This window comes from Rhodococcus sp. PvR044 (assembly GCF_040548995.1).
Lineage (GTDB): Bacteria > Actinomycetota > Actinomycetes > Mycobacteriales > Mycobacteriaceae > Rhodococcus_G > Rhodococcus_G oryzae.
In genome coordinates, this window is record NZ_JBEPSX010000007.1 from 36,765 (window position 1) to 59,985 (window position 23,221).

Annotated in this window: 19 protein-coding genes; 6 read left to right on the top strand and 13 right to left on the bottom strand. The window is 70.7% G+C overall.

Features of this window, described 5'->3' with window-relative positions; genetic code table 11:
* The first annotated feature begins 63 nt into the window (after positions 1-63).
* Entirely contained in the window at positions 64-606 is a 543-nt protein-coding gene (locus ABIC28_RS17090) for a PadR family transcriptional regulator (protein WP_354579992.1), read from the top strand.
* Here ABIC28_RS17090 and ABIC28_RS17095 read toward each other — a convergent pair.
* The 6 genes from ABIC28_RS17095 to ABIC28_RS17120 form a co-directional block, all read right to left on the bottom strand.
* Positions 590-1,501, bottom strand: a complete 912-nt coding sequence (locus ABIC28_RS17095; RefSeq protein ID WP_097213372.1) for a 3-methyladenine DNA glycosylase — start codon at positions 1,499-1,501, stop codon at positions 590-592. The genes ABIC28_RS17090 and ABIC28_RS17095 overlap by 17 nt on opposite strands.
* Entirely contained in the window at positions 1,498-2,586 is a 1,089-nt protein-coding gene (locus ABIC28_RS17100) for a hemolysin family protein (protein WP_097213371.1), read from the bottom strand. The genes ABIC28_RS17095 and ABIC28_RS17100 overlap by 4 nt, the downstream gene beginning before the upstream one ends.
* Entirely contained in the window at positions 2,579-4,024 is a 1,446-nt protein-coding gene (locus tag ABIC28_RS17105) for a hemolysin family protein (RefSeq protein ID WP_269590309.1), read from the bottom strand. The genes ABIC28_RS17100 and ABIC28_RS17105 overlap by 8 nt, the downstream gene beginning before the upstream one ends.
* A gap of 265 nt (positions 4,025-4,289) precedes the next feature.
* Positions 4,290-5,726 (bottom strand): GMP reductase, encoded by a 1,437-nt coding sequence (gene guaB1, locus ABIC28_RS17110; RefSeq protein WP_354579995.1) that lies wholly within the window; start codon positions 5,724-5,726, stop codon positions 4,290-4,292.
* Positions 5,727-5,729: 3 nt separating this feature from the next.
* On the bottom strand, positions 5,730-6,611 hold the full coding sequence (locus tag ABIC28_RS17115; RefSeq protein ID WP_354579997.1) for a DMT family transporter: 882 nt from the start codon (positions 6,609-6,611) through the stop codon (positions 5,730-5,732).
* A 3-nt stretch (positions 6,612-6,614) separates the two neighbouring features.
* The gene (locus tag ABIC28_RS17120; protein ID WP_354579999.1) at positions 6,615-7,967 is read right to left on the bottom strand and encodes a DEAD/DEAH box helicase; all 1,353 of its coding nucleotides are present in this window, start codon (positions 7,965-7,967) and stop codon (positions 6,615-6,617) included.
* 195 nt (positions 7,968-8,162) lie between these two features.
* Here ABIC28_RS17120 and ABIC28_RS17125 point away from each other — a divergent pair, with 195 nt between their 5' ends.
* Positions 8,163-8,648, top strand: a complete 486-nt coding sequence (locus ABIC28_RS17125) for a DUF4262 domain-containing protein (RefSeq protein WP_179800664.1) — start codon at positions 8,163-8,165, stop codon at positions 8,646-8,648.
* An 81-nt stretch (positions 8,649-8,729) separates the two neighbouring features.
* On the opposite strand, the gene gnd is transcribed toward ABIC28_RS17125, so the two are convergent.
* Together gnd and ABIC28_RS17135 are read right to left on the bottom strand one after the other, a co-directional pair.
* Positions 8,730-10,187 carry an NADP-dependent phosphogluconate dehydrogenase gene (gene gnd / locus ABIC28_RS17130; RefSeq protein ID WP_209926505.1) on the bottom strand — a complete coding sequence of 486 codons (1,458 nt, stop codon included), beginning with the start codon at positions 10,185-10,187 and terminating at the stop codon, positions 8,730-8,732.
* Between the two features lie 168 nt (positions 10,188-10,355).
* Positions 10,356-12,218, bottom strand: coding sequence for a DEAD/DEAH box helicase (locus ABIC28_RS17135; protein WP_502945032.1), 1,863 nt, complete (start codon positions 12,216-12,218; stop codon positions 10,356-10,358).
* A 477-nt stretch (positions 12,219-12,695) separates the two neighbouring features.
* Here ABIC28_RS17135 and ABIC28_RS17140 point away from each other — a divergent pair, with 477 nt between their 5' ends.
* Positions 12,696-13,244, top strand: a complete 549-nt coding sequence (locus ABIC28_RS17140) for an OsmC family protein (RefSeq protein WP_097213364.1) — start codon at positions 12,696-12,698, stop codon at positions 13,242-13,244.
* Positions 13,245-13,262: 18 nt separating this feature from the next.
* Here the strand turns inward: ABIC28_RS17140 and ABIC28_RS17145 are convergent, their stop codons facing one another.
* Together ABIC28_RS17145 and ABIC28_RS17150 are read right to left on the bottom strand one after the other, a co-directional pair.
* Entirely contained in the window at positions 13,263-14,207 is a 945-nt protein-coding gene (locus ABIC28_RS17145) for a M56 family metallopeptidase (protein ID WP_077041754.1), read from the bottom strand.
* 27 nt (positions 14,208-14,234) lie between these two features.
* A complete protein-coding gene (locus ABIC28_RS17150) occupies positions 14,235-14,657 on the bottom strand; it encodes a BlaI/MecI/CopY family transcriptional regulator (RefSeq protein WP_097213363.1) in 423 nt (140 codons plus the stop codon).
* A gap of 153 nt (positions 14,658-14,810) precedes the next feature.
* On the opposite strand from ABIC28_RS17150, the gene ABIC28_RS17155 reads away from it, so the two are divergent.
* Positions 14,811-16,121 (top strand): alpha/beta hydrolase, encoded by a 1,311-nt coding sequence (locus ABIC28_RS17155; protein WP_354580005.1) that lies wholly within the window; start codon positions 14,811-14,813, stop codon positions 16,119-16,121.
* On the top strand, positions 16,118-18,685 hold the full coding sequence (locus ABIC28_RS17160; RefSeq protein WP_420030281.1) for a bifunctional lysylphosphatidylglycerol flippase/synthetase MprF: 2,568 nt from the start codon (positions 16,118-16,120) through the stop codon (positions 18,683-18,685). The genes ABIC28_RS17155 and ABIC28_RS17160 overlap by 4 nt, the downstream gene beginning before the upstream one ends.
* 2 nt (positions 18,686-18,687) lie before the next feature.
* Here the strand turns inward: ABIC28_RS17160 and ABIC28_RS17165 are convergent, their stop codons facing one another.
* From ABIC28_RS17165 to ABIC28_RS17175, 3 genes are read right to left on the bottom strand one after another with little or no spacing between them, the layout of a single operon-like run.
* Positions 18,688-19,560: an ABC transporter ATP-binding protein gene (locus ABIC28_RS17165; RefSeq protein WP_354580007.1), complete on the bottom strand. Its 873-nt coding sequence runs from the start codon at positions 19,558-19,560 to the stop codon at positions 18,688-18,690.
* Positions 19,560-20,651, bottom strand: coding sequence for a FecCD family ABC transporter permease (locus tag ABIC28_RS17170; protein WP_097213359.1), 1,092 nt, complete (start codon positions 20,649-20,651; stop codon positions 19,560-19,562). The genes ABIC28_RS17165 and ABIC28_RS17170 overlap by 1 nt, the downstream gene beginning before the upstream one ends.
* Positions 20,648-22,054, bottom strand: coding sequence for an iron chelate uptake ABC transporter family permease subunit (locus ABIC28_RS17175; RefSeq protein WP_354580176.1), 1,407 nt, complete (start codon positions 22,052-22,054; stop codon positions 20,648-20,650). Before ABIC28_RS17175 ends, ABIC28_RS17170 begins: the two co-directional genes overlap by 4 nt.
* Positions 22,055-22,378: 324 nt before the next feature.
* Here ABIC28_RS17175 and ABIC28_RS17180 point away from each other — a divergent pair, with 324 nt between their 5' ends.
* On the top strand, positions 22,379-23,104 hold the full coding sequence (locus ABIC28_RS17180) for a hypothetical protein (protein ID WP_502945043.1): 726 nt from the start codon (positions 22,379-22,381) through the stop codon (positions 23,102-23,104).
* Positions 23,105-23,221: the final 117 nt, after the last annotated feature.

The following is a 23,221-nucleotide window of genomic DNA, read 5'->3' on the forward strand; positions in this document are numbered from 1 at the left end:
TCCATTAGCCGTATACGGCTAAATGTATACGACTAGCCGTATACGGTCATTGGATAGGCTCCGATGGTGCCCAAGAACGCGCTCGACAATCCCCTCGTGTTGCCGATGCTCGGCCTCCTGGTCGAGCAACCGCGCCACGCATACGCGCTGTTCCGCGAACTCACGCGGCGCTATGAGTACCTCCGAGTGCGCAATGCGACCGTCTACACCCTCATGGACCGTCTGACCGCAGAAGGCTGGGTCACCGCGGCGAGCGGAAACGACCGCGCCGCCATTGCGGTGACCGAATCGGGTGTAGCTGAACTCGCCAAGCGGGTGCAGCAGCAACTTCGCGAAGCCGACCTGACCGGCGGTCCCACCTTCGTCACCGCACTCGCGTACCTCGGGATCCTGCGGCCCGCGGAAGCCGTCACGGTTCTCGAGAGGCGGGTCGAACTCATCAGAGGCGAGGTCCGCGAACTCGAACGGGCAGCCCACGACCCGGCCGAACCCGAGGTCCACATGATCGAGGTGCAGTACTTGCTGTCGCGTCTCCGGCACGACATCGACTGGCTTGAAGGCACTGCTCGGCGAATCGCGGCAGGGGAACTCAGCTGGATTCGCTGAACGAGGTCCGGTTCAGCAACGACCGGCAGCGACTCAGCAACTCAGCCCGCAGCGGTGCGGCCCGCTCCGCCAGCGCCGACTGCGCCCGCACGTAGTCCGCCCGGCCCGCCGCGGTCTCGATCGGCACCGGCTCGTAGCCGAGGGCGCTCAGGTCGTACGGGCTCGCCCGCATGTCGAGCTCCCGCGCGGCCATCGCCAGCTCGAAACACCGCAGCAGCAGGCCGGAGTCGACCAGCGGCGCCAGTTTGTAGCACCACTTGTAGAGATCCATGCCCGCATGCAGGCAGCCCGGCTGTTCCCGCGCCGCCTGGTCCTCGCGCTGCAAGGGGGTGTCGTTGCGGCCCACCGCGTCCGGGGTGAAGAACCGGAACGCGTCGTAGTGCGTGCAGCGCAGGTTCATCGACTCCACCACCGCGTCGGTGCCGTCCGGCCCGAGCCGCAGCGGGGTGCCCGAATGCCGGACCGCTTCCGCGCCGCCGCGATACACCATCGCCCACTCGTGCAGGCCGAAGCAGCCGAGCTGCGCGGGCCGCGCGGCGGTGCCCGCGAGCAGGCGTTCGGTGAACTCGAGCATCGTGCGGCGCTGGGTCAGCACGCGTGGATCGGCCTCGGCGTCGTCGCCGCGCCGGTGGTACCCGGAGTAGTCCCAGTACTCGCGCGCCGCGGGTCCGGTCAGCCGCACCCCGAGGCCGGGGTGCCAGCGTCGCAGCTGAGCGGGCCGCAGGCTGTAGTAGGTGAACAGGAAGTCGATCACCGGATGCTTCTCCCCGCGCGTCTGCCTGGACAGGTGCGCCCCGATCAGGGCATCCACCCGATCCCGGTGCGCGTCGCGGCGGGCGGTCCACTCGTCCTGCGTCAGAACGAGTGGACCGCTCGAGAGGTCCGGCTGTGTCACGGTGTCCGTTGCCCCGGCACCGCGTCGTCGATCCGGTGGGTGCCGTCGCGCACGGTACCGATGAACTCCTCCACCAGGTCCTCCAGCGCGACGATGCCGATCGTCTGCCCGGTCTCGTCGACCACCGACCCCAGGTGGCTGCTCGCGCGCCGCAGCGTGCCGAGCGCCTCGTCGAGCGGGGTCTGCACCTGCACCTGCGGCAGCGGTCGCACGTCCGAGCGGGGGATCACCGTGTCCGGACCCGCGTGGACGTCGCCGACCTCGTCGAGGACGTCCTTGAGATGCAGGTACCCGGCCAGCGTTCCGTCGGCCAGCCGCGCGGGATAGCGCGAGTAGCCGGTCTCGATCACCGCTTCCTCGACGGCGCCGAGCGTGGTCCCGTTCGCGGTCAAGGGCACGCTGCGCACCTTGTCGAGCGGGATCAGCACATCCGCGACGGTCCGGTCGGCTGTGTGCAGCGCCAAGGTCAGCCGGCGGTGCTCCTCCTCGTCGATCAGCCCTTCGGACCGGGACTCACCGATCATCTCGGCGAGCTCCAGCGCCGACACCGTCGTGTCCAGCTCGTTCTTCGGCTGCACCCGCATCAACCGCAGCGAAGCGTTCGCGCAGAAGTTGTAGAACGAGATGAGCGGGCGGACGAGCCGGATGAACGCCAGGTGCATGGGGACCAGCAGCATCGCGCTGCGCTCCGGCCCGGCGATGGCGATGTTCTTCGGCACCATCTCGCCGAGCAGGATGTGCAGCACCACCACCAGCGAGAGCGCCAGCGTGAACCCGATCGGGTGCAGGAACCCGGCAGGAACGCCGAGGGCGTCCAACGGCGCCTCGATCAGGTGCGCGATCGCGGGCTCGCCGACCCGGCCGAGCAGGATCGAACAGATCGTGATGCCCAGCTGTGCGCCGGCCAGCATCAGCGAGAGGTTCTCGCCGGCCCGGATCACCGTGCGCGCCCGCTTCTTGCCCTGCGACTCCAGCGCCTCGAGCCGGTCGCGTCGCGCCGAGATCAGCGCGAACTCGGCGGCCACGAAGAACGCGTTACCCGCGAGCAGGAGAACGGTCAGGGCGACCGCGAACAGGTCACTCATCGTCGTCCTCCTTCGTCTCCGCCGAGTGATCGGCCAGTGTCTCCGCCGAGTGATCGGCCAGTGTCTCCGCCGAGTGATCGGCCAGTGTCTCCGCCGAGTGGTCGGCCAGGTCGGCGACCGGGGTCAGCACCACCCGGTCGATCCGGCGGCCGTCCATCGCGGCGACCCGGGCAATCCAGCCGCCCGCGGAGCGGCCGTCGTCGTCCGGATGAGGCAGGACGACCTGGTCACCGACCTCGGGGATCCGGCCCAGGTGGGCCAGGACGAGGCCGCCGAGGGTGTCGTACTCGCCCTCGGGCGCCGAGTAACCGGTGGTCTGGCTGACCTCGTCGATGCGGAGCAGGCCCGAGCAGATCCAGCTGTCGCCGCTGCGCTGCACCTCGATCTCCGGCTCGTCGTGCTCGTCGCGGACGTCGCCGACGATCTCCTCGATCAGGTCCTCCATTGTGACCATGCCCGCGGTGCCGCCGTACTCGTCGACCACGAGCGCGACCTGCATGCCGTCGGCGCGGACGCGTTCCATCAGCTCGTCGCCGTCGAGGCTCGACGGCACCACCGGGACCTTCTGCGCGAGGGTGATCAGCGGCGTGGTGGCGCGTCCCGTGGCGGGCACCGTGAACGCGTGCTTGATGTGCACGACGCCGACCGTGTCGTCCAGGTCGCCGTCGACGATCGGGAACCGCGAGAAGCCCGTCCGGGACGCGGCCTCGATCAGGTCGGCGACGGTGTCCCGGAGTTCGAGGGTCTCGACCTTCACCCGCGGGGTCATCAGCTCCTCCGCGGTGAGCTCGCCGAATCGCAGCGAGCGATCGACGAGCAGCGCGGTCCCGGCGTCGAGCGCGCCGCGGCGCGCGCTGGTGCGCACCAGCGAGCCCAGTTCCTGGGGAGAGCGTGCCGAGCGAAGTTCCTCGGCGGGTTCGATGCCGAGCCGTCGGACCACCCAGTTGGCGGATCCGTTGAGCCCGTTGATAGCCCATTTGAACACCGCCGAGAAGCCGGCCTGCAGGCCCGCGGTGGCGCGCGCGGTCTGCAGCGGACGCGCGATGGCCAGGTTCTTCGGCACCAGCTCGCCGTAGATCATCGACAGCGAGGTGGCCAGCACCAGGGCGAGGGTCAGCGAGATGCCGCTGGCCACGGATTCGCTGATGTTGACGGCTGTCAACAGCGGGTCGATGAGCTTGGCCAGCACCGGCTCCGCGAGATAGCCGGTGATCAGCGTGGTGATCGTGATGCCGAGCTGGGCGCCGGAGAGCTGGAACGAGAGCGTGCGGTGTGCGTGCTGCACCTGGCGCGAACGCCGGTCGCCGTCGCGCGCGTGGGAGTCGACGGTGCTGCGCTCGAGCGCGGTGAGCGAGAATTCCGCGGCCACGAACAACGCGGTGCCTGCGGTCAGGGCCGCGAACCCGATGAGGCTCAAGACGGTGAGTGCGATCTCCATCAGCTATCGCCGCCGAGCGTGGGTCCGAACAGTGGGGGATGTGCGCCGGGTTTGTCGCCCGGCTCGGTAGAGGAGCCCTCCGTAGAGGTGCTCTCGTCGCCGGACTCGGTCGAGTCGACGACGGTCAGAGTGGGTGCCTCAGGCACCTTGTTCCTTCCTGTTGTGCGCAGGCTTTCGCTGCGCGTGTGCGAGTGCAGACCACGATTCTACCGGGCACGGCGGACCGTGCCCGGTAGTAGTGGTGGTGCGTCGGTGTGTCGGCTCGCTACCAGCCGGCAGGCAGCGGGCGCCCCTCGGCGAACCCGGCCGCGGACTGGACCCCGAGCAGCGCCTTCTCGTGCAGCTCCTCGACCGTGCGGGCGCCTGCGTACGTGCAGGTGCTGCGCACGCCGGAGCAGATGTGGTCGATGAGGTCCTCGACGCCGGGGCGGTCCGGGTCCAGGCGCATGCGGGAACTCGAGATGCCCTCCTCGAACAGGCCCTTGCGGGCACGATCGAAGGCGCTGTCGGTGGCCGTCCTTGCCGCGACCGCGCGCTTGGACGCCATGCCGAAGCTCACCTTGTATGCGTTGCCCGCCTGGTCCATCCGCAGATCACCTGGCGACTCGTAGGTGCCCGCGAACCACGAACCGATCATCACGTTCGAGGCGCCCGCCGCGAGGGCCAGTGCCACATCGCGGGGGTGCCGGACGCCGCCGTCCGCCCACACGTGGGCGCCGAGTTCCCTTGCGGCCGCAGCACACTCGGCCACCGCGGAGAACTGCGGCCTGCCGACGCCGGTCATCATCCGGGTGGTGCACATCGCGCCGGGTCCGACGCCGACCTTGACGATGTTCGCGCCAGCGGCGATGAGGTCCCTTGTGCCTGCCGCGGAAACGACGTTGCCCGCGGCCAGCGGCACGCCGAGGTCGAGCTCCGCGACGGCGCCGAGGGCGTCGAGCATCTTCTGCTGGTGCCCGTGTGCGGTGTCCATCACGAGGACATCCGCGCCCGCCGTGACCAGTTCCTTCGCCTTCGCGGCCACGTCGCCGTTGATGCCGACGGCCGCGGCGACGCGCAGCCTGCCGTCCGCGTCGAGTGCCGGTTCGTAGATGCCCGCCCGGATCGCGCCGGTGCGGGTGAGCACGCCCGCCAGGGATCCGTCCTCGTTGACGATGACCGCCATCGGGTCGTGCTTGGTCTCGAGCAGCTCGAAGACCTCGCGCGGGGAGGCCGTCACGGGCGCGGTGACGAAGTCGGTGATGGCGACGGAGCGGAGCCTGGCGAACCGGTCGACGTCCGCGCACGCGGCTTCGGTGACGACGCCGATCGGCCGGTCGTTCTCGACGACGACCAGGGCGCCGTGCGCACGCTTGGGCAGCAGGGCTATCGCGTCGGAGACGGAGTCCTCGGGGCCGAGGGTGACCGGGGTGTCGGCCACCAGGTGGCGGCTCTTGACGAACGCGACGGTCTCGGCGACGGCGGAGGCCGGGATGTCCTGGGGGATGACGACGATCCCGCCGCGGCGCGCGACGGTCTCGGCCATCCGGCGGCCGGCGACCGCGGTCATGTTGGCGACGACGATCGGGATGGTGGTGCCGGATCCGTCGAGCGTGGACAGGTCCACATCGAAGCGCGAGGTCACATCGGTGCGATTGGGCACCAAGAAGACGTCGTCGTAGGTCAGGTCATAGGGCGGCTGCTGGCCGTCGAGGAAGCGCACGTCTTACGAGAGTACCGGCTGCGACGTCTGGGCGTGGGTGGTCACATCGGCCTGGGACCGGGACAGTCCGATCGTGGTCACGACCATGACGAGCACCGCGACGGCGATCAGGGCGATGCCGGGACCCTCCACCCGAAGCCGCTCGCCGAGCACCGCGAACCCGAGGAAGGCGGCCACCAGCGGCTCGGCGATGGTGATGGCAGGCAGCGACGCCGAGAGCGAGCCGGCGTGGAATGCGCGCTGCTGGAGGTAGAACCCGGAGAGACCGGCGGCGATCAGGGCCCAGGTGGTCCAGCTGCCGAGCACGGCCGCCGGGCCCAGGTGCAGCAGGTCGATGACGGACTTGGTCAGCGCGACCGCGACGCCGTACAGTGCGCCGCTGGCGAACCCGAGCAGCAGGGCCCGGGGACCGGGGCCGATCCGGGTCATCGCGGCCGCGATCGCCGCGGCGACCAGCCCGAGCATCCCCGCGAGTGGTATCAGCCAGTCGGCGATCGCCGCCGAGTTGTGGCCCTCGGTCGGATTCCCGACGATCAGGAACACGACGAGCGCCGCCGCAAGCGCCAAGGCCATCGCCCAGGTGCGGCCGGTCATCCGCGCGCCGCTGAACCGGGCAGAGAGGGGGAGCGCGAACAGCAGCGAGGCCACGATCAGTGGCTGCACCACGAGCACCGACCCGACGCCGAGCGCGATCGCCTGGAACACGTACCCGCCACCGTCGCCGAGCATGCCTGCCCACCATCGCTTGCTGCGCACCAGCTCGGCGAGCAGGGCGTCGCCCTCGGCGACCCCCGCCGCCGCGCTCTGCTGTGCGACCGAGCCGCAGGCGAACAACAGCGCGCCGATCAGCGCGAACGCGACTGCCAGCAGCGGGGTTCCGGACATGGCTCAGCGCCCTCCTCGGTTGCGGTGGCCGTGCGCACCGGCGCCGCCTCCGCGTCGCCCGCCGGTGCGAACCGTGGTCGCGCCCGGGCGCCTGCCGCGGGCACCTGGTCCGGTGGCCCGCTCCTTCGGTGCCGTCGGCGCCGGTGCGGACGGTGTGGGCACCGGGACGCCGGTCGGCTCGCGGGCACCGGTCAGGGCGGCGAGTTCGGCGGCGCCGGGGCGCACCTCGACGCCGACGACGTCCACGCCTGCCTTCGCGGTGAGCGCGGCGACCTCGGCGCGTTGGTCGTCGGTCACCAGGGTCACCACCGTCCCGGATTCGCCTGCGCGAGCGGTCCGTCCGGCGCGGTGCAGGTAGTCCTTCGCCTCGGCGGGCGGGTCCACGTGGACGACGAGATCGATCCCGTCCACGTGGATACCGCGGGCCGCGACATCGGTGGCGACCAGGACCGGGGTGTCGCCGTCGGCGAACGCGGCGAGGGTGCGGGTGCGGTTGCTCTGGGTCTTGTCGCCGTGCAGTGCCCCCGCGACGACGCCTGCCGCCCGTAGTTCCTCGGCCACCCGGTCCACGCCGTGCTTGGTCCGAACGAAGAGCAGGGTCTTGCCGCTCCGGGAAGCGATCTGGGCGAGCACCACCCACTTGTCGGCCTTGCGGACGTGGAGCAGGTGGTGCGCCATCGTGGCCACCGAGGCGGCCACCGGCGCGGTGGCGTGCGTGACGGGATCGTGCAGGTAGTCCCGGACGAGGTCGGCCACCCCGCCGTCGAGGGTGGCCGAGAAGAGCAGTCGCTGACCGTCTTTCGCCGTCTGGTCGAGCAGGGTGGTGACCTGCGACAGGAACCCGAGCTCAGCCATGTGGTCGGCCTCGTCGATCGTGGTCACGCGGACGTCGGCGAGGGAGGCCGCGCCCTGGGCGATCAGGTCGGCCATCCGGCCGGGCGTCGCCACCAGCAGGTCCACCCCGCGCGCGAGCCGCTGCGCCTGCGCCTTGATGGGGAGCCCGCCGACCACGCAGGCCAGGCGCAGTCCGAGCGAGAGCGCGGACTCGTCGAGGGCCTTCTCGATCTGCGCGGCCAGTTCCCTGGTCGGCGCGAGCACGAGCCCGCGGGGGCGCCCGGGTGCGCTGGGGGCTCCCTTGAGCCGGACCAGCATCGGCAGTCCGAAGGCGAGGGTCTTGCCGGAACCGGTCGGCCCGCGCCCGAGCACGTCCCGCCCGGCCAGGATGTCGGGGATCGCGGCGGCCTGGATCGGGAACGGGGCGGTGATCTTCTCCCGGTTCAGCGACTGCACCAGCAGCGGCGGGAGGCCGAGGCCCGCGAACGTGTCGGCGGGTCCTGTGGTGGCTGGGTCGGACATGTCGCGGTTGCCTCCGAGTGTTGGGCCGCGGGGCGCCCCCGATCTCACGGAACGTCGTCGGCGCGTGCTGTGAGGTTACCGCTCCGGCGGGTGCGTTTGGTCATTCGTCCTGCAAGACGGCTCCGTGGCCGTGTGGTGTCGGTGGCATGGCGCATGATCAACATCGAACATACATTCGATTTCGGGAGGGTGATCATGTGTGAGATCTGCGAGGGGATGACGCCTGAGCAGGCGCACCGGAAGATGCTGCGAACCATCGACAGATACGGCTGGGCGATGCAGTATGTCGAGTCCTCCGTCGACGAGCGGGGCGTCCATCCCGCCTTCTGCTACACGGTCGGGTTGACCGAGATCGGCTGTCCCGAGGTGATCGTCACCGGCCGGGCCGCCGACGAATCGGTGGCGGTCCTGGGCGACCTCGCCCATCGGTTGTGGCACGGCGATCGGCTCGGGCCGGGGGAGCGGCTCGAGGTCGGCGGGCTCGAGGTGTGCCTGATCCGGGCGCGCGAGTACGAATCCTGGCTGTTGCGCGCGGTCGCGTTGTACGGGCCGGCAGACGTGTCGGCGGTCCAGGCGGTGTGGGCCGACTGTCAGGGGCTGATGCCGTGGGAGGCCGAGATCAGTTCGACCATCGTGCAGCCGCTGCTGGGGCCGCCGCCCGGCGGCCAGATGGTCGCCTGACGAGTCGAGCCCGGCCTCCGGTCGGCGGACACCCTTCGGTGTGCGCCTCGGGAGGCCGGGCTCGTGGGTCGTCGGCGGTTGCTACGCCTCGACCTCGCTGCGGTCGCCGCTCCAGAGCGTGTGGAACTTGCCCGGACGGTCGGTGCGCTCGTAGGTGTGCGCGCCGAAGAAGTCGCGCTGCCCCTGCGTGAGCGCTGCGGGCAGGCGCTCGGCACGCAGGCCGTCGTAGTACGACAGGGAGGAGGCGAAACCGGGGACCGGGATGCCGAGCAGGGTCGCCGTCGCGACGACGCGGCGCCAGCTGTCGATGCCCGCCTCGATGGATTCCCGGAAGTACGGGGCGAGGATCAGGCTCGGCAGCGCCGGGTTCTCCTCGTACGCATCCTTGATGCGGTTGAGGAACTGCGCGCGGATGATGCAGCCGCCGCGCCAGATGGTGGCCAGGTCGGCGGGCTTGAGGTCCCAGTTGTACTCGGCGCTGCCCGCGGCGATCTGGTCGAAGCCCTGGGCGTACGCGATGATCTTCGACGCGTAGAGGGCGGCGCGGATGTCCTCGGTGAATTGCGCTGCATCGCTCGGCTTCTCGCCGAGCGCGCCGGAGGCGAGGCCGGCCGCCTGGGCGGCCGCGCGCTGGGTGCGCGAGCCGGAGAGGGCGCGCGCGAAGACCGCCTCGGCGATGCCGGTGACCGGGACCCCGAGGTCGAGCGCCGACTTGACCGTCCAGCGGCCGGTGCCCTTCTGTTCGGCGGCGTCGACGATCACGTCCACGAGCGCCTGACCTGTCTTGGAGTCCTTCTGGCGCAGTACCTCTGCGGTGATCTCGATCAGGTAGGACTCGAGGGTGCCTGCGTTCCACTCGGTGAACACGTCCGCGATCTGGCCGGCGTCGAGGCCGAGCGCGTCCCGGAAGAGGTGGTAGGCCTCGCCGATCAGCTGCATGTCGGCGTACTCGATGCCGTTGTGCACCATCTTCACGAAGTGGCCTGCGCCGTCGGGGCCGATGTGGGTGCAGCACGGGGTGCCGTCGACCTGAGCTGCCACCGACTCGAGCAGCGGTCCGAGGGACTCATACGACTCCTTGGGGCCGCCCGGCATGATCGACGGGCCGTTCAGCGCGCCCTCCTCGCCGCCGGAGATGCCTGCGCCGACGAAGTGCAGTCCGCGGTCGCGGAGGGAGGCCTCGCGACGGATCGTGTCCGTGTACAACGCATTGCCACCGTCGATGATGATGTCGCCCGGCTCCATCGCGGCGGCGAGCTCCTCGATCACCGAATCCGTGGCGTCTCCCGCCTTCACCATGATCAGGACGCGGCGCGGCTTCTGCAGTGCCGCAACGAACTCTTCGACGGTCTCGGTGCGGACGAAGTCTCCGTCACCGCCGTGCTCGGCGATGAGGGCGTCGGTCTTCGCGACGCTGCGGTTGTGCAGTGCCACGGTGTGTCCGTGCCGGGCGAAGTTACGGGCGATATTGGAGCCCATCACGGCAAGTCCGGTGACGCCGATCTGCGCGCGGGCGGTCGTGCTGCTGTTCTCGGTCATGCCGTACACCTTCCCTTGCTGGGCCCGCGAAGAAAAGCGCGGGGTCCCGATACCTGTCGACGGGGGCGGGTGCCGTCCGTCGCGTGCCGGATAGCCGAGACGCCACCGACCGCGTGTGCGGTCGGTGGCGTCTGGGTGTCTGCGTCGAACGCCGTGGGCGCTCAGCGATCAGCGATCGCCGCGGGGGCCTTCGAATCCGTCGTACGAGCGGCGCTCGGTCCGGCTGCGGAAGCCTCCGGAACGCGAGGAATCGCCGCTGCGCTGGGGGCGATCCCCGTAGCTGCGCTCGCCGTTGCCGGAGTCGCGGTTCGGGCGGTCGCCCTGCGGGCGGTCGCCGTAGGGACGGCTGCCGTGCGAACGCTGGTGACCGCCCTCGGAGCGGTTGCCCTGGTAGCCGCCCTCGGTGCGGGGTCGGCTGCCCTGGTAGCCGCCGCCGTCGCGCTGCGGCCGGTTGCCCTGGTAGCCACCCTCGCTGCGCTGGGGGCGGTCGTTGTACTTGCGCTCGCCCTGGTAGCCGCCTTCGGAGCGGTTGCCCTGGTAGCCACCCTCGGTGCGGGGTCGGCTGCCCTGGTAGCCACCCTCGGTGCGCGGTCGGCTGCCCTGGTAGCCACCTTCGGAGCGGTTGCCCTGGTAACCGCCCTCGGTGCGGGGACGGCTGCCCTGGTAGCCGCCTCCACCCTCACGGCGGGGACGGCTGCCCTGGTAGCCGCCCTCGCGACGGGGCCGGTCGCCGAAGCGATCGCTCTTGAAGTGCTGTTCGCGGACCGGCTCGCCGCTCGGCGCCTTGGCGCCGGTGATGGTGGCCAGCTCCTCGGAACCGGGCGCGACGTTCACCGCGGTGGCGTCCACCCCCGCCATCCCGGTGAGCTTGCGCACCAGGCGACGCTGGTTCGGCAGCACGATCGCAACGACCGTGCCCTTCTCGCCCGCGCGGGCGGTCCGGCCTGCGCGGTGCAGGTAGTCCTTGTGATCGGCCGGCGGATCGACGTGCACGACCAGGTCGATGCCGTCGACGTGGATGCCGCGGGCCGCGACGTCGGTGGCGACCAGCACCGGGGTGCGGCCGCTCTTGAAGCGCTCGAGGACGCGGGTGCGCTGGTTCTGGGCCTTGCCGCCGTGCAGCGACTCTGCCGGGATGCCAACCGCGCGAAGACGATCGGTGATGCCCTCGCAACCGAGCTTGGTCCGGGCGAACATGATGGTGCGGCCGTCGCGGGCGCCGATCTCGGCGAGGACGACGTCCTTCTGTCCGCGATCGACGAGGAGCACGTAGTGCTCCATGGTGTCGACGCTGGCCTTGCCGTCCTCCGTCGAGTGCGTCACGTGATCGGCCAGGAACTGCCGGACCAGCGACTGCACCTCGCGGTCGAGGGTTGCGGAGAACAGCAGTCGCTGACCGTCGGGCCGGGTCTCGCCGAGGATCGAGCGGACCTCGGGCAGGAAGCCCATGTCGGCCATCTGGTCGGCCTCGTCGAGCGCGGTGATCTCGACCTGGTCGAGGATGCAGGTGCCCTGCCGCAGGTGGTCGCCGAGGCGGCCGGGGGTGGCGACGAGGATGTCGACGCCGCGGCGCAGCTGCTCGACCTGCTTGGTGAACGGCATGCCGCCGACCGCGGCGAGCACTCGCACGCCGACCGAGGACGCGTAGGGGTAGAGCGAGTCGACGACCTGGATCGCGAGCTCGCGGGTGGGCACCAGGACCAGGGCGCGCGGCCGCTTGGCCGCGGGACGGTCCTCGTGCTGCGCGAGCCGGGCCAGCATCGGCAGGCCGAAGGCGAGGGTCTTGCCCGACCCGGTCTGGGCGCGGCCGAGGACGTTCCTGCCCGCGATCGCGTCGGGCACGGACATCGCCTGGATCGGCGACGGCACGGTGATGCCGTTCTTGGCGAGGGCGGCGACCACGGGTGCGGGCAGGCCGATCTCGGCAAAGGTGATGGTGGGAGTCTCCTCGGCGGGCGAGGGGGACTCGAGCGGCGCCAGTTCCTCGGGGGAAACAGGGGCAGCAGAAGACATGTGGACAGCGTCGGTCACGCGGATACCTCTCCGGACGTCGGGCGCGTCGCGGAGCGCGAGCTGTCATGCAGCACGCAAAGAGACGAGCCGGGGCACATTTTCGCCTGGCCTTTCCCGGTGACATTACGGCCGGGGGCGGGGCTGGGTGCCTGAACAAACAATGGGTGGACCGCGATTGCGGCCGTCGTTCAGTGTACGCGAGGCGCCGGAAAACCACACGTCAGCGGGGTTGTGACGTGGGCAACTGCCGGTAGGTCGGCCGTTGAGGTGCGCGGAGTCCCTGTGCGCCACCGGGATTCACCGGTTAGCATCGCCTCGTGACCGACACCCACGTGACCGATGCGGCTATGGCCCTCGTCCGTCGTCGGTACATCGATCTTGCGCTGGTGTGTGCTGCCGCTTGTCGCGGCCGCTGATCCGACCTGAACCGCGACCGTCGCTCGCGGAGTCGAATCCTGCGACGTTCACCCACATCCTGCGCAAGGAGCCCTGTCCATGTCCACGATCAATGCTGCGCCCACGACCCCGAACCCCGATGCCGCGATCTCGCACCTGGGCGGCATCATCCGCGCGACCACCGACGCCGTCCGCAAGGATCGCGCCAACGCCCGGGTCCGGTTCACGGCGAACGCGACCGCGCACGACGCCGTCGCCAGCACCGTCCGAGCCGGCAAACACTTCGTCGAGGTGGACGAGCCGCCCGCGCTCGGCGGCGGATCCACCGCGCCCAATCCCGTCGAGTACTACCTGGCGGCGGTGCTGTCCTGCCAGGTGGTGACCTATCGGTTCTGGGCGGACAAGCTCGGCGTCGAGATCGAGGACATCACCGCCACGGCGGAGGGAGACCTCGACGTGCAGGGCTTCTTCGGCCTCGACGAGGCGGTTCGCCCCGGCTTCGGTGAGGTGCGGGTCACCGTCACACTCACCGGACCGGAGAGCGCCGAGCGGTACGCGGAGCTGCAGGAGGTGGTCGACGCGCACTGCCCGGTGCTGGACCTGACGCGCAATCCGACCCCGGTGCGGACCGTGCTCCAGGTCGCCTGACGCGGCGACGGGTCGGGCTCAGCCCCGGAACAGGCGGCTGAGCTCGACCAGCCAGGGCACCGCGACGGCGATCGTCGGCACCACGAGGATCGCCACCGACGCGAGATACGCGGCGGCCGCGAGCTGCAGATCGTTGCCGTCGCCGCCGAGTCGCTTGATCCGGGTCAGGGTGTGGGGACCGCCTGCGGCCATGGCGCCGACGGGGGCGCTGGAACCCGAGCACGCGACGAGCGCGCGGGCCAGGGGAGTGGGTCCGGTGACCTTGAGGGCCGAGTCGTCGGCGAGCATCTCGACGAGCAGCTGCACGCAGCCGAGCGCGGACTTGCTGCGGACTACCCGAGGGAAGGCCTCGTTCACCGCGGTGAAGGCCTCGAGCACCAGGTCGTGCCGGGCGCGCAGGTGGGAGCGCTCGTGCATCAGGATCGCCGTGATCTCCTCCCGCTGGAGGTTCGCCAGGGTGCCCTCGCTGAGCACCACCCGTTGGCGGAGGCCGGGCAGGCAGTACGCGATCGGTTCGGAGGCGCTGAGCACCCGGAGGTTCGAGTTGCGTCCACGCTGCGGGTCGCGCTGATCGAGGAGATCGACGAGCATCCGGTGCCGGGCGCGGCGCCTGCGCGTGCGCACGCCGACCGAGGCGATGGAGAACACCAGCTTCGCGCCGATCAGGAGGGTGAGCGCGAGCACCACCACGTAGGCGATCCACAGCGGGAGCCCGAGCGCGTCGATCTCGGCGGTGGGCGCGGTGGTCGGCCTGCCGTCCGGGCCGGGTACGAGCAGCTCCGTCGCGATCGCCAGTCCGGAACTGAACGCCGACAACACGGCCGCGAGCGCGATGGCCTGCCACAGCACCAGCGCCGCCCTTGGCGCCCGATAGGGCCAGGTCGCCCGGGAGAGGAGGGCTGGCACCGGCCCTGCAAGCAACAATGCGAGCAGCGCGAAGGCCAGTGCGGTGGTGGGGTTCATTGCCCACCCATCATCCACATTGTGGGGTCAGCTGGCGCGATCGGTCCCCGGATCGACGCTCCGGAGGGCGGGTTTGGCCGCCTCCGACGCCTCGAGCGCGGCGAGGGCCTCACGCAGCGCGGCCGCCTCGTCGGCGCCCACCTGCCCGACGAAATGCACCAGTGCGGCGACCCGTCCGTCGGACTCGTCCGCCTGCTGAAGCGCGTCGACCATCAGGCTCGCAACGAGCTCGTCGCGGCCGTGCACGGGCACGTAGCGGTGCGCGCGATCGTCGCGCTGCTGAATCACCAGGTTCTTCTTCGCGAGACGCTGCAGGACCGTCATCACGGTCGTGTACGCAAGCTCGCGGCGCGTCGCGAGAGCCTCGTGCACCTGTCGCACGGTCTGCGGTTCGGAACTGGACCAGAGGTGGTCCATGACTGCGCGCTCGAGTTCCCCAAGTCCTGCCATAGGAACAGTGTACGGACTGTCCGACGCGGATGCGTACTACTACTCGTAGTACGAAATCCCCTGATCCGTGCTATGTGTGGATGAGCTCGTTGCGGAACCGGACCGGCGCCGCCGGAGGGAATAGTCTGCTGTCACCCGTCGAGAGGCATACCCGTGGATTGGCTGCTTCGCTGGTCACTCACCTCCGGCCCGCTGCCGTGGTTCGTCGCGGCCCTCGGCTCGGTCGGCGGACTCTGGCTGCTGCTGGCACCGACCACGGACCCGCGCCGGTACCGGCAGCGGGCCATCCCGCTCGCCGCGGCGGTCACGCTCGGGTGCACCGTTGCCCTCTGGGTGGTAGTCGAGAAGTGGTGGCGGCCGTTCCCCGATCAGATCGAGACCGAGATCTACGTCTGGATCGGCCTCGGGATCCTCGCGGTGGCACTCCTGGTGGCGCGGCTGCTGCTCGACCGGCGGGTGTGGCGGGCGGTGGTCTCCGTGCTCGCGGCGGCGGCCGTGGTGGCGGCGGCGGGCGCGCAGATCAACCTGGTGTTCGCCGCATACCCGACGGTGCGCGACGTCCTCGGCCTCCCGAACCCCAACGAGATCGCATTCGGCGAGCTGCCGCCGCCCACACCTGACCCGATCATGGGTACCCCCCTCGAGTCGGTGTGGCGGCCACCGGCCGATCTGCCCACCGAGGGCAGGGTGACGACGGTGCCGATCCCCGGCGTCGCCTCCGGGTTCGGGGCGCGGGACGCGCAGATCTATCTCCCGCCCGCCTACTTCGCCGACCCCCGGCCCGCGCTGCCGGTGCTCGTGCTGCTGGCCGGACAGCCGGGTTCCCCGGCGGACTGGTTCAACGGGGGCAAGCTCGCGCAGACGATGGATGCCTTCGCCGCCCAGCACGGCGGCCTGGCCCCGGTGGTGGTCGTCGCCGATGCCACGGGGTCGCAGTTCGGCAACCCCCTCTGCCTTGACTCGAAGCTCGGCAACGTGGCGACGTACCTCGCCGAGGACGTGCCCGCTTGGGTCAAGTCGCACCTCGAGGTGAACCCCGACCCGCGGAGCTGGGCGATCGGTGGGCTGTCCTACGGCGGCACCTGTTCGCTGCAGATGGCCACCAACCACCCGGACGTGTATCCGACGTTCCTCGACCTGTCCGGGCAGGAGGAGCCGACGCTCGGGGACCGGGCCCGCACGGTCGACGAGGTGTTCGGCGGCGATGCGGCGAAGTTCGCGGCGGTGAATCCGATGGACCTGATGGCTGCACGCAAGTACCCGGGCTCGGCCGGGGTGATCGTCGCAGGCAGCGACGACGGCGAGTACAAGCCGGGGGCCAAGCGGGTGTATCAGGCGGCCAAGTCCGCGGGGATGGACGTCCAGTACGTGGAACTGCCGGGGGGACACAGCTTTGCGGTGTGGTCGGCCGGGCTCGAACACCAGCTTGGGTGGTTGGCGACGAAGATGGGGCTGATTTCGTGACTCAGGCGACGGCGACGGCGGCCACCAGGCAGACCCGAAGGCTCCTCGAGCTGGCCAGGTCCGGGGCATCCGGGGCGCCGGTCAGCATCGGGCTGCTCGTCCTGATCTGGGTCCTCGGTGCGGCGACCGCCAGCCTGCTGTCCGGCCCGGCGCGGTACGTGGACCGTCACTTCGCGGCGGGGATCGGGCCCTTCGAGGACGGTCGGGTCTGGACGTCGCTCACCGCCGGGCTCTGGGCGCCGGGCCTGGCCGGGTATCTGGTCGCGACGGCGCTGGTCCTGCTGGTGGCCGCACCGATCGAGCACCGGATCGGCTCGGGCCGCTTCGCGGTCGCGGCGGCGAGCACCCAGGTGCTGGGCACGCTGCTGGGGATCGGGGTGGCCGCGCTGGTGAAACTGGTCGACGAGGGGTGGGGCTTCCGGTTGCACATCGGTGCCGCGGTCGGCCCGACGACGTGGATCGTCGGCGTGGCCATGGTGGCGAGCTCGCGGATGGACACGCTGTGGCGACGGCGGACCCGGGTGGGGCTGCTCGCGCTGCTGATCACCCTCGCACTGTTCGGCGGGCACCTCGAGGACATCATCCGGCTCGCCGCGGCGGTGGTCGGGCTGGTCCTCGGTCCCTGGATCGTCGGCCGGTCGGCGCGCGGGGCTCGGCTCGCGGGGACCCGCCGCGAGGGCCGGGTGCTCGTCGCGATCGTGGTCGCGGCCGGCGCGCTCGGCCCGGCTCTGGCGGCCCTCTCGCCCAACGCGGTCGGACCGTTGGCCGTGCTGCGCGAGCTGTTCCGTGGGGTGCCCTGGACACCGGACGAGGTGCGGGCCATCTGTGCGGGCGCGTCGAACAGCGAGGAGTGCAGGCGCGGGCTGCTGGGGCTGCGACTTGGTGGGGTCGGGCCGACCCTGTTGAGCCTGATGCCCTCGATCTTCCTGTTGGTGCTCGCGGACGGCCTGCGCCGGGGCAGGCGGTTCGCGTGGATCGCGGCGGTGGTCGTGCACTCGATCCTGCTCGCGCTGTCCGTGGCGAACTATGTCGTCCGGTTCATCGAATCGGTCGGTGAGGAATCGCTCTTCTACGGCCTCGACTCGCCGAACCTGTACCGGACCATCACGCCGTTCCTGACGCCGCTCGCGATCCTCGTGGTGCTGCTTCTGACCCGGCGGTTCTTCGATGTCGCCGCGCCGAAGGGCACGTATCGCCGGCTGTGGACGATCCTCCTGGCCGTCGCCGCGGGGCTCGGCGTCGTGTATGTCCTCGGTGGGCTGCTGGCGCGCAAGGGGTTCGACCGGGATCCGGGGCTCGCGGGTCTGCTCGCCGACTATCCGCAGCGCCTGATCCCACCGGTCTACCTGCAGTGGCTGGACCCGCGCCTGCTGCCCGACAGCGCCGCCACCACGGTGCTGTTCGAGTGGACCGGAGTGGTGTTCTGGGTGGTCGCGTGCGTGGCGACGCTGGCCACGTTCCTCAAGCCGGCCTACGGCGCGGAGACCGAGGACACCGAACGGGCCAGGAAGCTGTTGTGCGCCAGCGGCGGCAGCCCGCTGTCCTGGATGACGACCTGGCGCGGCAACAAGTACTGGTTCAGTCCGGACGGGACGAGCTACGTGGCCTACCGGGTGATCGCGGGCGTCGCGCTGACCACCGGCGACCCCGTCGGTCCGCCTGACCGGTTGCGGGTCAACGTGACCGACTTCGCGGAGTTCGCGTCCGGCAGCGGATGGATTCCGTGCTTCTACTCGGTGACCGGCGAGCTGCGGGAGGTGACCGACTCGATGGGGTGGTCCGGAATCCAGGTCGCGGAGGAGACGGTGCTCCGGCTCGACGACCTCGCGTTCACCGGCAAGAAGTTCCAGGACGTGCGCACCGCGGTGAACCGGGCCAAGAAGGACGGGATCAGCGCCGAGTGGATCTCGTTCCCCGACGCCCCGCTGTCGATCACCGATCAGATCACCGCCATCTCGGAGGAATGGGTGGCGGACAAGGGGATGCCGGAGATGGGCTTCACGCTCGGCGGCCTCGAGGAGATCGACGATCCGCAGGTGCGGTGCCTGGTCGCCGTGGATGCCGAGCGCACCGTGCACGGGGTCACCTCGTGGATGCCCGTCTACCGGGACGGCCGGGTGGTCGGCTGGACCCTCGATTTCATGCGCCGCCGCTCCGAGGGCTTCCGGCCCGCAATGGAGTTCCTGATCGCCTCCGCGGCGATGCTCCTCAAGGAAGAGGGCGCCGAGTTCGTCAGCCTGTCCGGCGCGCCGCTGGCGAAGGTCGTCTCGCCGGAGGCAGCGGCCGATACCGAGGAGGACCTCGAGCGGTCCACCCTGTCGACGGTGCTGGACCGCCTCCTCGACGTGCTCGGCAAGACCCTGGAGCCGGTGTACGGGTTCCGGTCCCTGCTGGCCTTCAAGTCGAAGTTCCAGCCGGAGTACGTGCCGATGCACATGACGTTCGCCGATCCGGCGGCGCTGCCGAGCATCGGCAACGCCATCGGTCGGGCCTACCTGCCGGAGGTCTCGATCGGCCAGGGAGTTCGCCTGGTGCGCACCATGATCGGTGGCAACCGGACCTGACCTCAGGCCGAGCCGACGCCCACCGCGTCGGCCGCGGCCACTGGCCCGCCGATCGACCCGTACACGTGCCGGGTCCCGATCGGCACGATCAGCGGCCGGTCGGAGACGGGGTCCTCGATGACCCGGGCCTCGAGCCCGAACACCTTCAACAGCAGCTCCTCCGAGATGACCTCGCTCGGGGTGCCGGACGCGACGACCGCGCCCTCGGACATGACGATCAGGCGGTCGCTGTACCGGATGGCGAGGTTCAGGTCGTGCAGCACCATCACCACCGTGCGTCCGAGTTCCTCGTGCATCCGGTCCACCAGGTCGAGGACCTCGACCGAATGCGCCAGGTCCAGGTACGTGGTCGGCTCGTCGAGCAGCAGGATGTCGGTGCCCTGGGCGAGCGCCATCGAGATCCAGGCGCGCTGGCGCTGTCCGCCGGAGAGCTGGTCGACGGGTCGGTCCGCGAGCTCGGACACCCCGGTCAGGGCCAGCGCCCTGGCCACCTCGCCCTCGTCGTCGGCCGACCACTGCCGGATCCAGGACTGGTGCGGGTGCCGTCCGCGGGCGACCAGGTCGGCCACGGTCAGTCCCTCGGGCGCGACGGGGGCCTGCGGGAGCATGCCGAGGGTGCGCGCGACGTCCTTGGTCTTGAGGGTGGAGATGGCCTTGCCGTCGAGCAGCACCTGGCCGGACTTCGGCTTGAGCAGTCGGCCGAGCGAGCGGAGCAGGGTGGACTTGCCGCAGCCGTTCGGCCCGATCACCGTCGTCACCACGCCGGTGGGGATCTCGAGGTCGAGCCCGTCGACGATGATGCGGTCGCCGTAGCCGACGGTGAGGGCCTCGGCCGCGAGCCGGGGCGCGGTGTGCTCGGTGGTGAGCTCGCTCATCAGACCGACACCTTTCGATTGTTTCGGACGAGCAGGTACAGCAGGAACGGTCCGCCGAGGGCCGAGGTCACGATGCCGACGGGGAGCTCGACAGGGAGGATGGTGCGCGCGATGACGTCGCTGCCGACCACCAGAACGGCCCCCACCAGGCCGGAGGCCAGGATCGGCGGTCCCGGGGTACGCAGCAGCCGGAGTGCGAGCTGCGGAGCGCACAGCGCGACGAATCCGATCGGGCCGACGGCGGCCGTCGCGATGGAGGCGAGCGCCACCGCGGCCAGCAGCAGGGTGGCCTGTCCGGCCTGCAACCGGACGCCGAGCGAGCGTGCGTTGTCGTCGCCGAGACGCAGCGCGCCCAGGGTGAACGAGGAGATCAGCGCGATCGTGCCGACCACCGCGACGCCGATCGCGACGGGCCACACCTGCGCCCAGTCGCTGCCGTTGAGGGAGCCGTTGAGCCAGACCTGCGCACGGGCGACGTCGTTGATGTCGGCGGAGATCAGCATCCACTGGATCGCGGCGATCAGCATGGCGTTGAACCCGATGCCGATCAGCACCACCCGGTAGCCCTGGACTCCGCCGCGCCACGCGAGCGCGTAGATGATGACGGCGGTCGCGATGCCGCCGATCAGCGCCGCGATCGGGATGCCGAGCACCGCGAGCAGTCCCACGAAGCTGCCGCCGCCCGCCAGCACGATGAGGGCCACAGCGGCCGCGCTGGCCCCGGCGGTGATGCCCAACAGGTCCGGGCTGGCCAGGGGATTGCGCAGGATGGACTGGGTGATCGCGCCCGAGATGCCCAGCGCGAGGCCGGTGAGCAGCGCGGTGAGGGCGCGAGGCAGGCGCAGGTCCATCACGATGAACCGCTCGACCTTGGTGCCGCCGCCGAAGAGGATCTCGGCGACGGTCGGCACCGAGATCGCGAAGTCGCCGCGGCCGATGTTGATGCACAGCAGCAGGAACGCGGCGAGCAGCAGGCCTGCGGTGATCGCGACCATGGTGGTGCGGCGGACCAGGGAGACCGGCCCGACCCGGAACCCCGGGCGCGACGGCACGGTGGTGGGGAGTTCGACTTTGTCGTCGATCAGGCTCACAGCGACACCAGCTTTCTGCGCCGGACGAGCGCGACGAAGAACGGTGCACCGAAGAGCGCCAACACGATGCCCACCTGGAGTTCGCCGGGGCGGACCACGACGCGGCCGATCACGTCCGCGAGCAGGACCATGATCGCGCCGATGATGCCTGCATAGGGCACCAGCCAGCGGTAGTCCGGTCCGGTGATCGACCGGGCGACATGGGGCACCACCAGTCCGACGAAGGCGATCGGGCCACAGGCGGCGGTGGCGGCGCCGGTGAGCAGGGTGATCGCGATGATGCCGATCGTCCGGCTCAAAACGATGTTGGTGCCGAGGCCGCGGGCGACGTCGTCGCCGAGGCTGAGCACGTTCAGGCTCGGGGTGCTCGCCATCGCGATCAGCGCGCCGATCACCAGGAACGGCAGCACCTGCCAGAGCACCTCGGGTCCGCGCCCGGCGATGGAGCCGACGACCCAGAACCGGTAGCCGTCGAGGCTGGTCTGGTCGAGCAGGATGACGGTGTTCGTCATGGCGCTGAGGAACATCGCCACCGCGGCACCGGCGAGCGCGAGGCTCAGTGGGCTCGATCTGCCGTTGCCGATCGACGAGATGCCGAACACGACGATGCTCGCGGCGAGGGACCCGGCGAAGGCGAACCACAGGTACTCGCTCGGTCCGGCCAGCCCGAACAGGTAGATCGAGAGCACCACGAAGAACGCGGCGCCGCCGTTGAGGCCGAGCAGGCCCGCGTCGGCGAGCGGGTTACGGGTGTGGCCCTGGATGAGCGCGCCCGCGATGCCGAGCGCGATGCCGACCGCGATCCCGAGGGCGGTGCGCGGCACCCGCAGGGTGCGCACCACCAGGTCGGTGTCGAGGCCGGTCGGGGTGAACAGCGCGTGGAAGATCTCGGCGAAGGTCATCGGCCGGGCGCCGACGGCAACGCTGGCGAGGGCGGCCGCCGCGAGCAGCAGCACGAGGAGGGCGAGCCCGAGCAGTCGGCGCTTGCGGATCGCGGCCATCGAGGTGTCGCGGCGGATCGGGGTGAAACCCTCCGCGACCGCGGTCTTGAGCCGGACGACCTCGGAGCCGCTGCGGGGGAGCAGGGCCCGGCGGGTGCCGAGCGGCCTGCCGGACTCGGCGTCCCGGGTGACCAGGCCCAGCCAGCCCTTGCCGACGCTCTGGCCCGTGGCGCCCTCCCTGCTGCCGCGGTTCCAGACGAGCAGGGCGGCGGCGGTGATCAGCGCGACGCCGCCGAAGACCGCGCGATCCATCTGGCCGCCGCCGTTGTCGTCGCGCAGGGAGTCGACGATGAACCAGCCGATGACCAGGGGGAGGGCGACCACGCCGAGGTCCGCGAGGGCGGCGAGCAGCCGGCGTTGCAGCGGTGCCGGACCGGTCGGGACCTCCAGCGAACCGTAGATCTCGGTCGGGTGGGTCCCCCGGGTCTCGGTCGGCCCGGGGCGAGCGGCGACCGAACCGGGTGTGGGGGTGGACGTCACGGTCGGGGGCTCCTGATCGGCGAGGCGCAAGCTTGCGAGATTAGGTTACGGAACCCTATCCCCGGCCGGGGGCTCGGCTCCCGCTCGCCCGCAAGTAATGGTTAGGCTAACCTACATTCGCGGTCGACCCGCAAGCGGTCGCCCTGCAGTTGATCTCGACGAGATGTCCGAATGTCGCCGACCCAGGAGTGAGCAGTGTCATCCATCGCAGCGCCCCCGTTCGCAGTGTCATCGACCGCCGTTTCGGTGAAACCGGTGCGGAACGACCCGGCCGCCGCGCTCGACGACTCCTGTCTCCGACTCCGGGGCATCTATCCGGAGTACCCGCGGGTGTATGCCGTCGCTCTGATGGCCGACCAGGGCAAGCGTCGCTGGTGGTCTGCCGTCGAGGGGATTCACGGCGATCGCCTCGAGCGGATGGTCGAGCGGGCGCTGGCCGACCTCTGCGATCCGGAGGCGGCGGCCGCCTCGGTCGCGACCGCGCTCATCCACGCGGTGATCGGCCGGGTGGCGTCGCTGGTGGTGTTGGAGGGGCGCGCCTGGGATCCGGGTCTCGAGAACCTTTGGTTGCACATGGACAGCGACGGCTGCATCGACTGGGCCGGGGTAAGCGATCCGGTGCTGCGGGTGCTGCCCGGTGATCGCTGGGCCGGGACGCGTGCCGCGGTGACGTTGCCGTGCGAGGGCGCTCTGCTGGTGTGGACCGCGCACCGCTGCCACACCGCGCTGGTCGCGTTCTTTGATGCGCTGGACCTGATCGTGCCGCTCGATCGATCGCGCTTGTGGGCCATGGTCGGTGAGGCGACCCTCGGTGCCGCCACGCTTGTTCCCATTCTCGGCGGCGTGGGCGAGTCCGCCGCGATGCGCCGGGGGCAGGGCCTGCTCGACGCCTTCGAGAGTGCCGGGGTGCCGGTCCGGGCCCGTGCCGACCGGGCAGCTTTTCGCCGCGGCGTCGCTGCGCTTGCATGTTAGGTCAGGCTTGCCTATTGTCATTCTCGGAACGTGAATGATCGGACCGCGCCGGAGTCCTGAGGGCTGCAGAGACTCCCGGTCCTTCCCCGCGACGGGCCCCACACCTTCGGGTGCGGG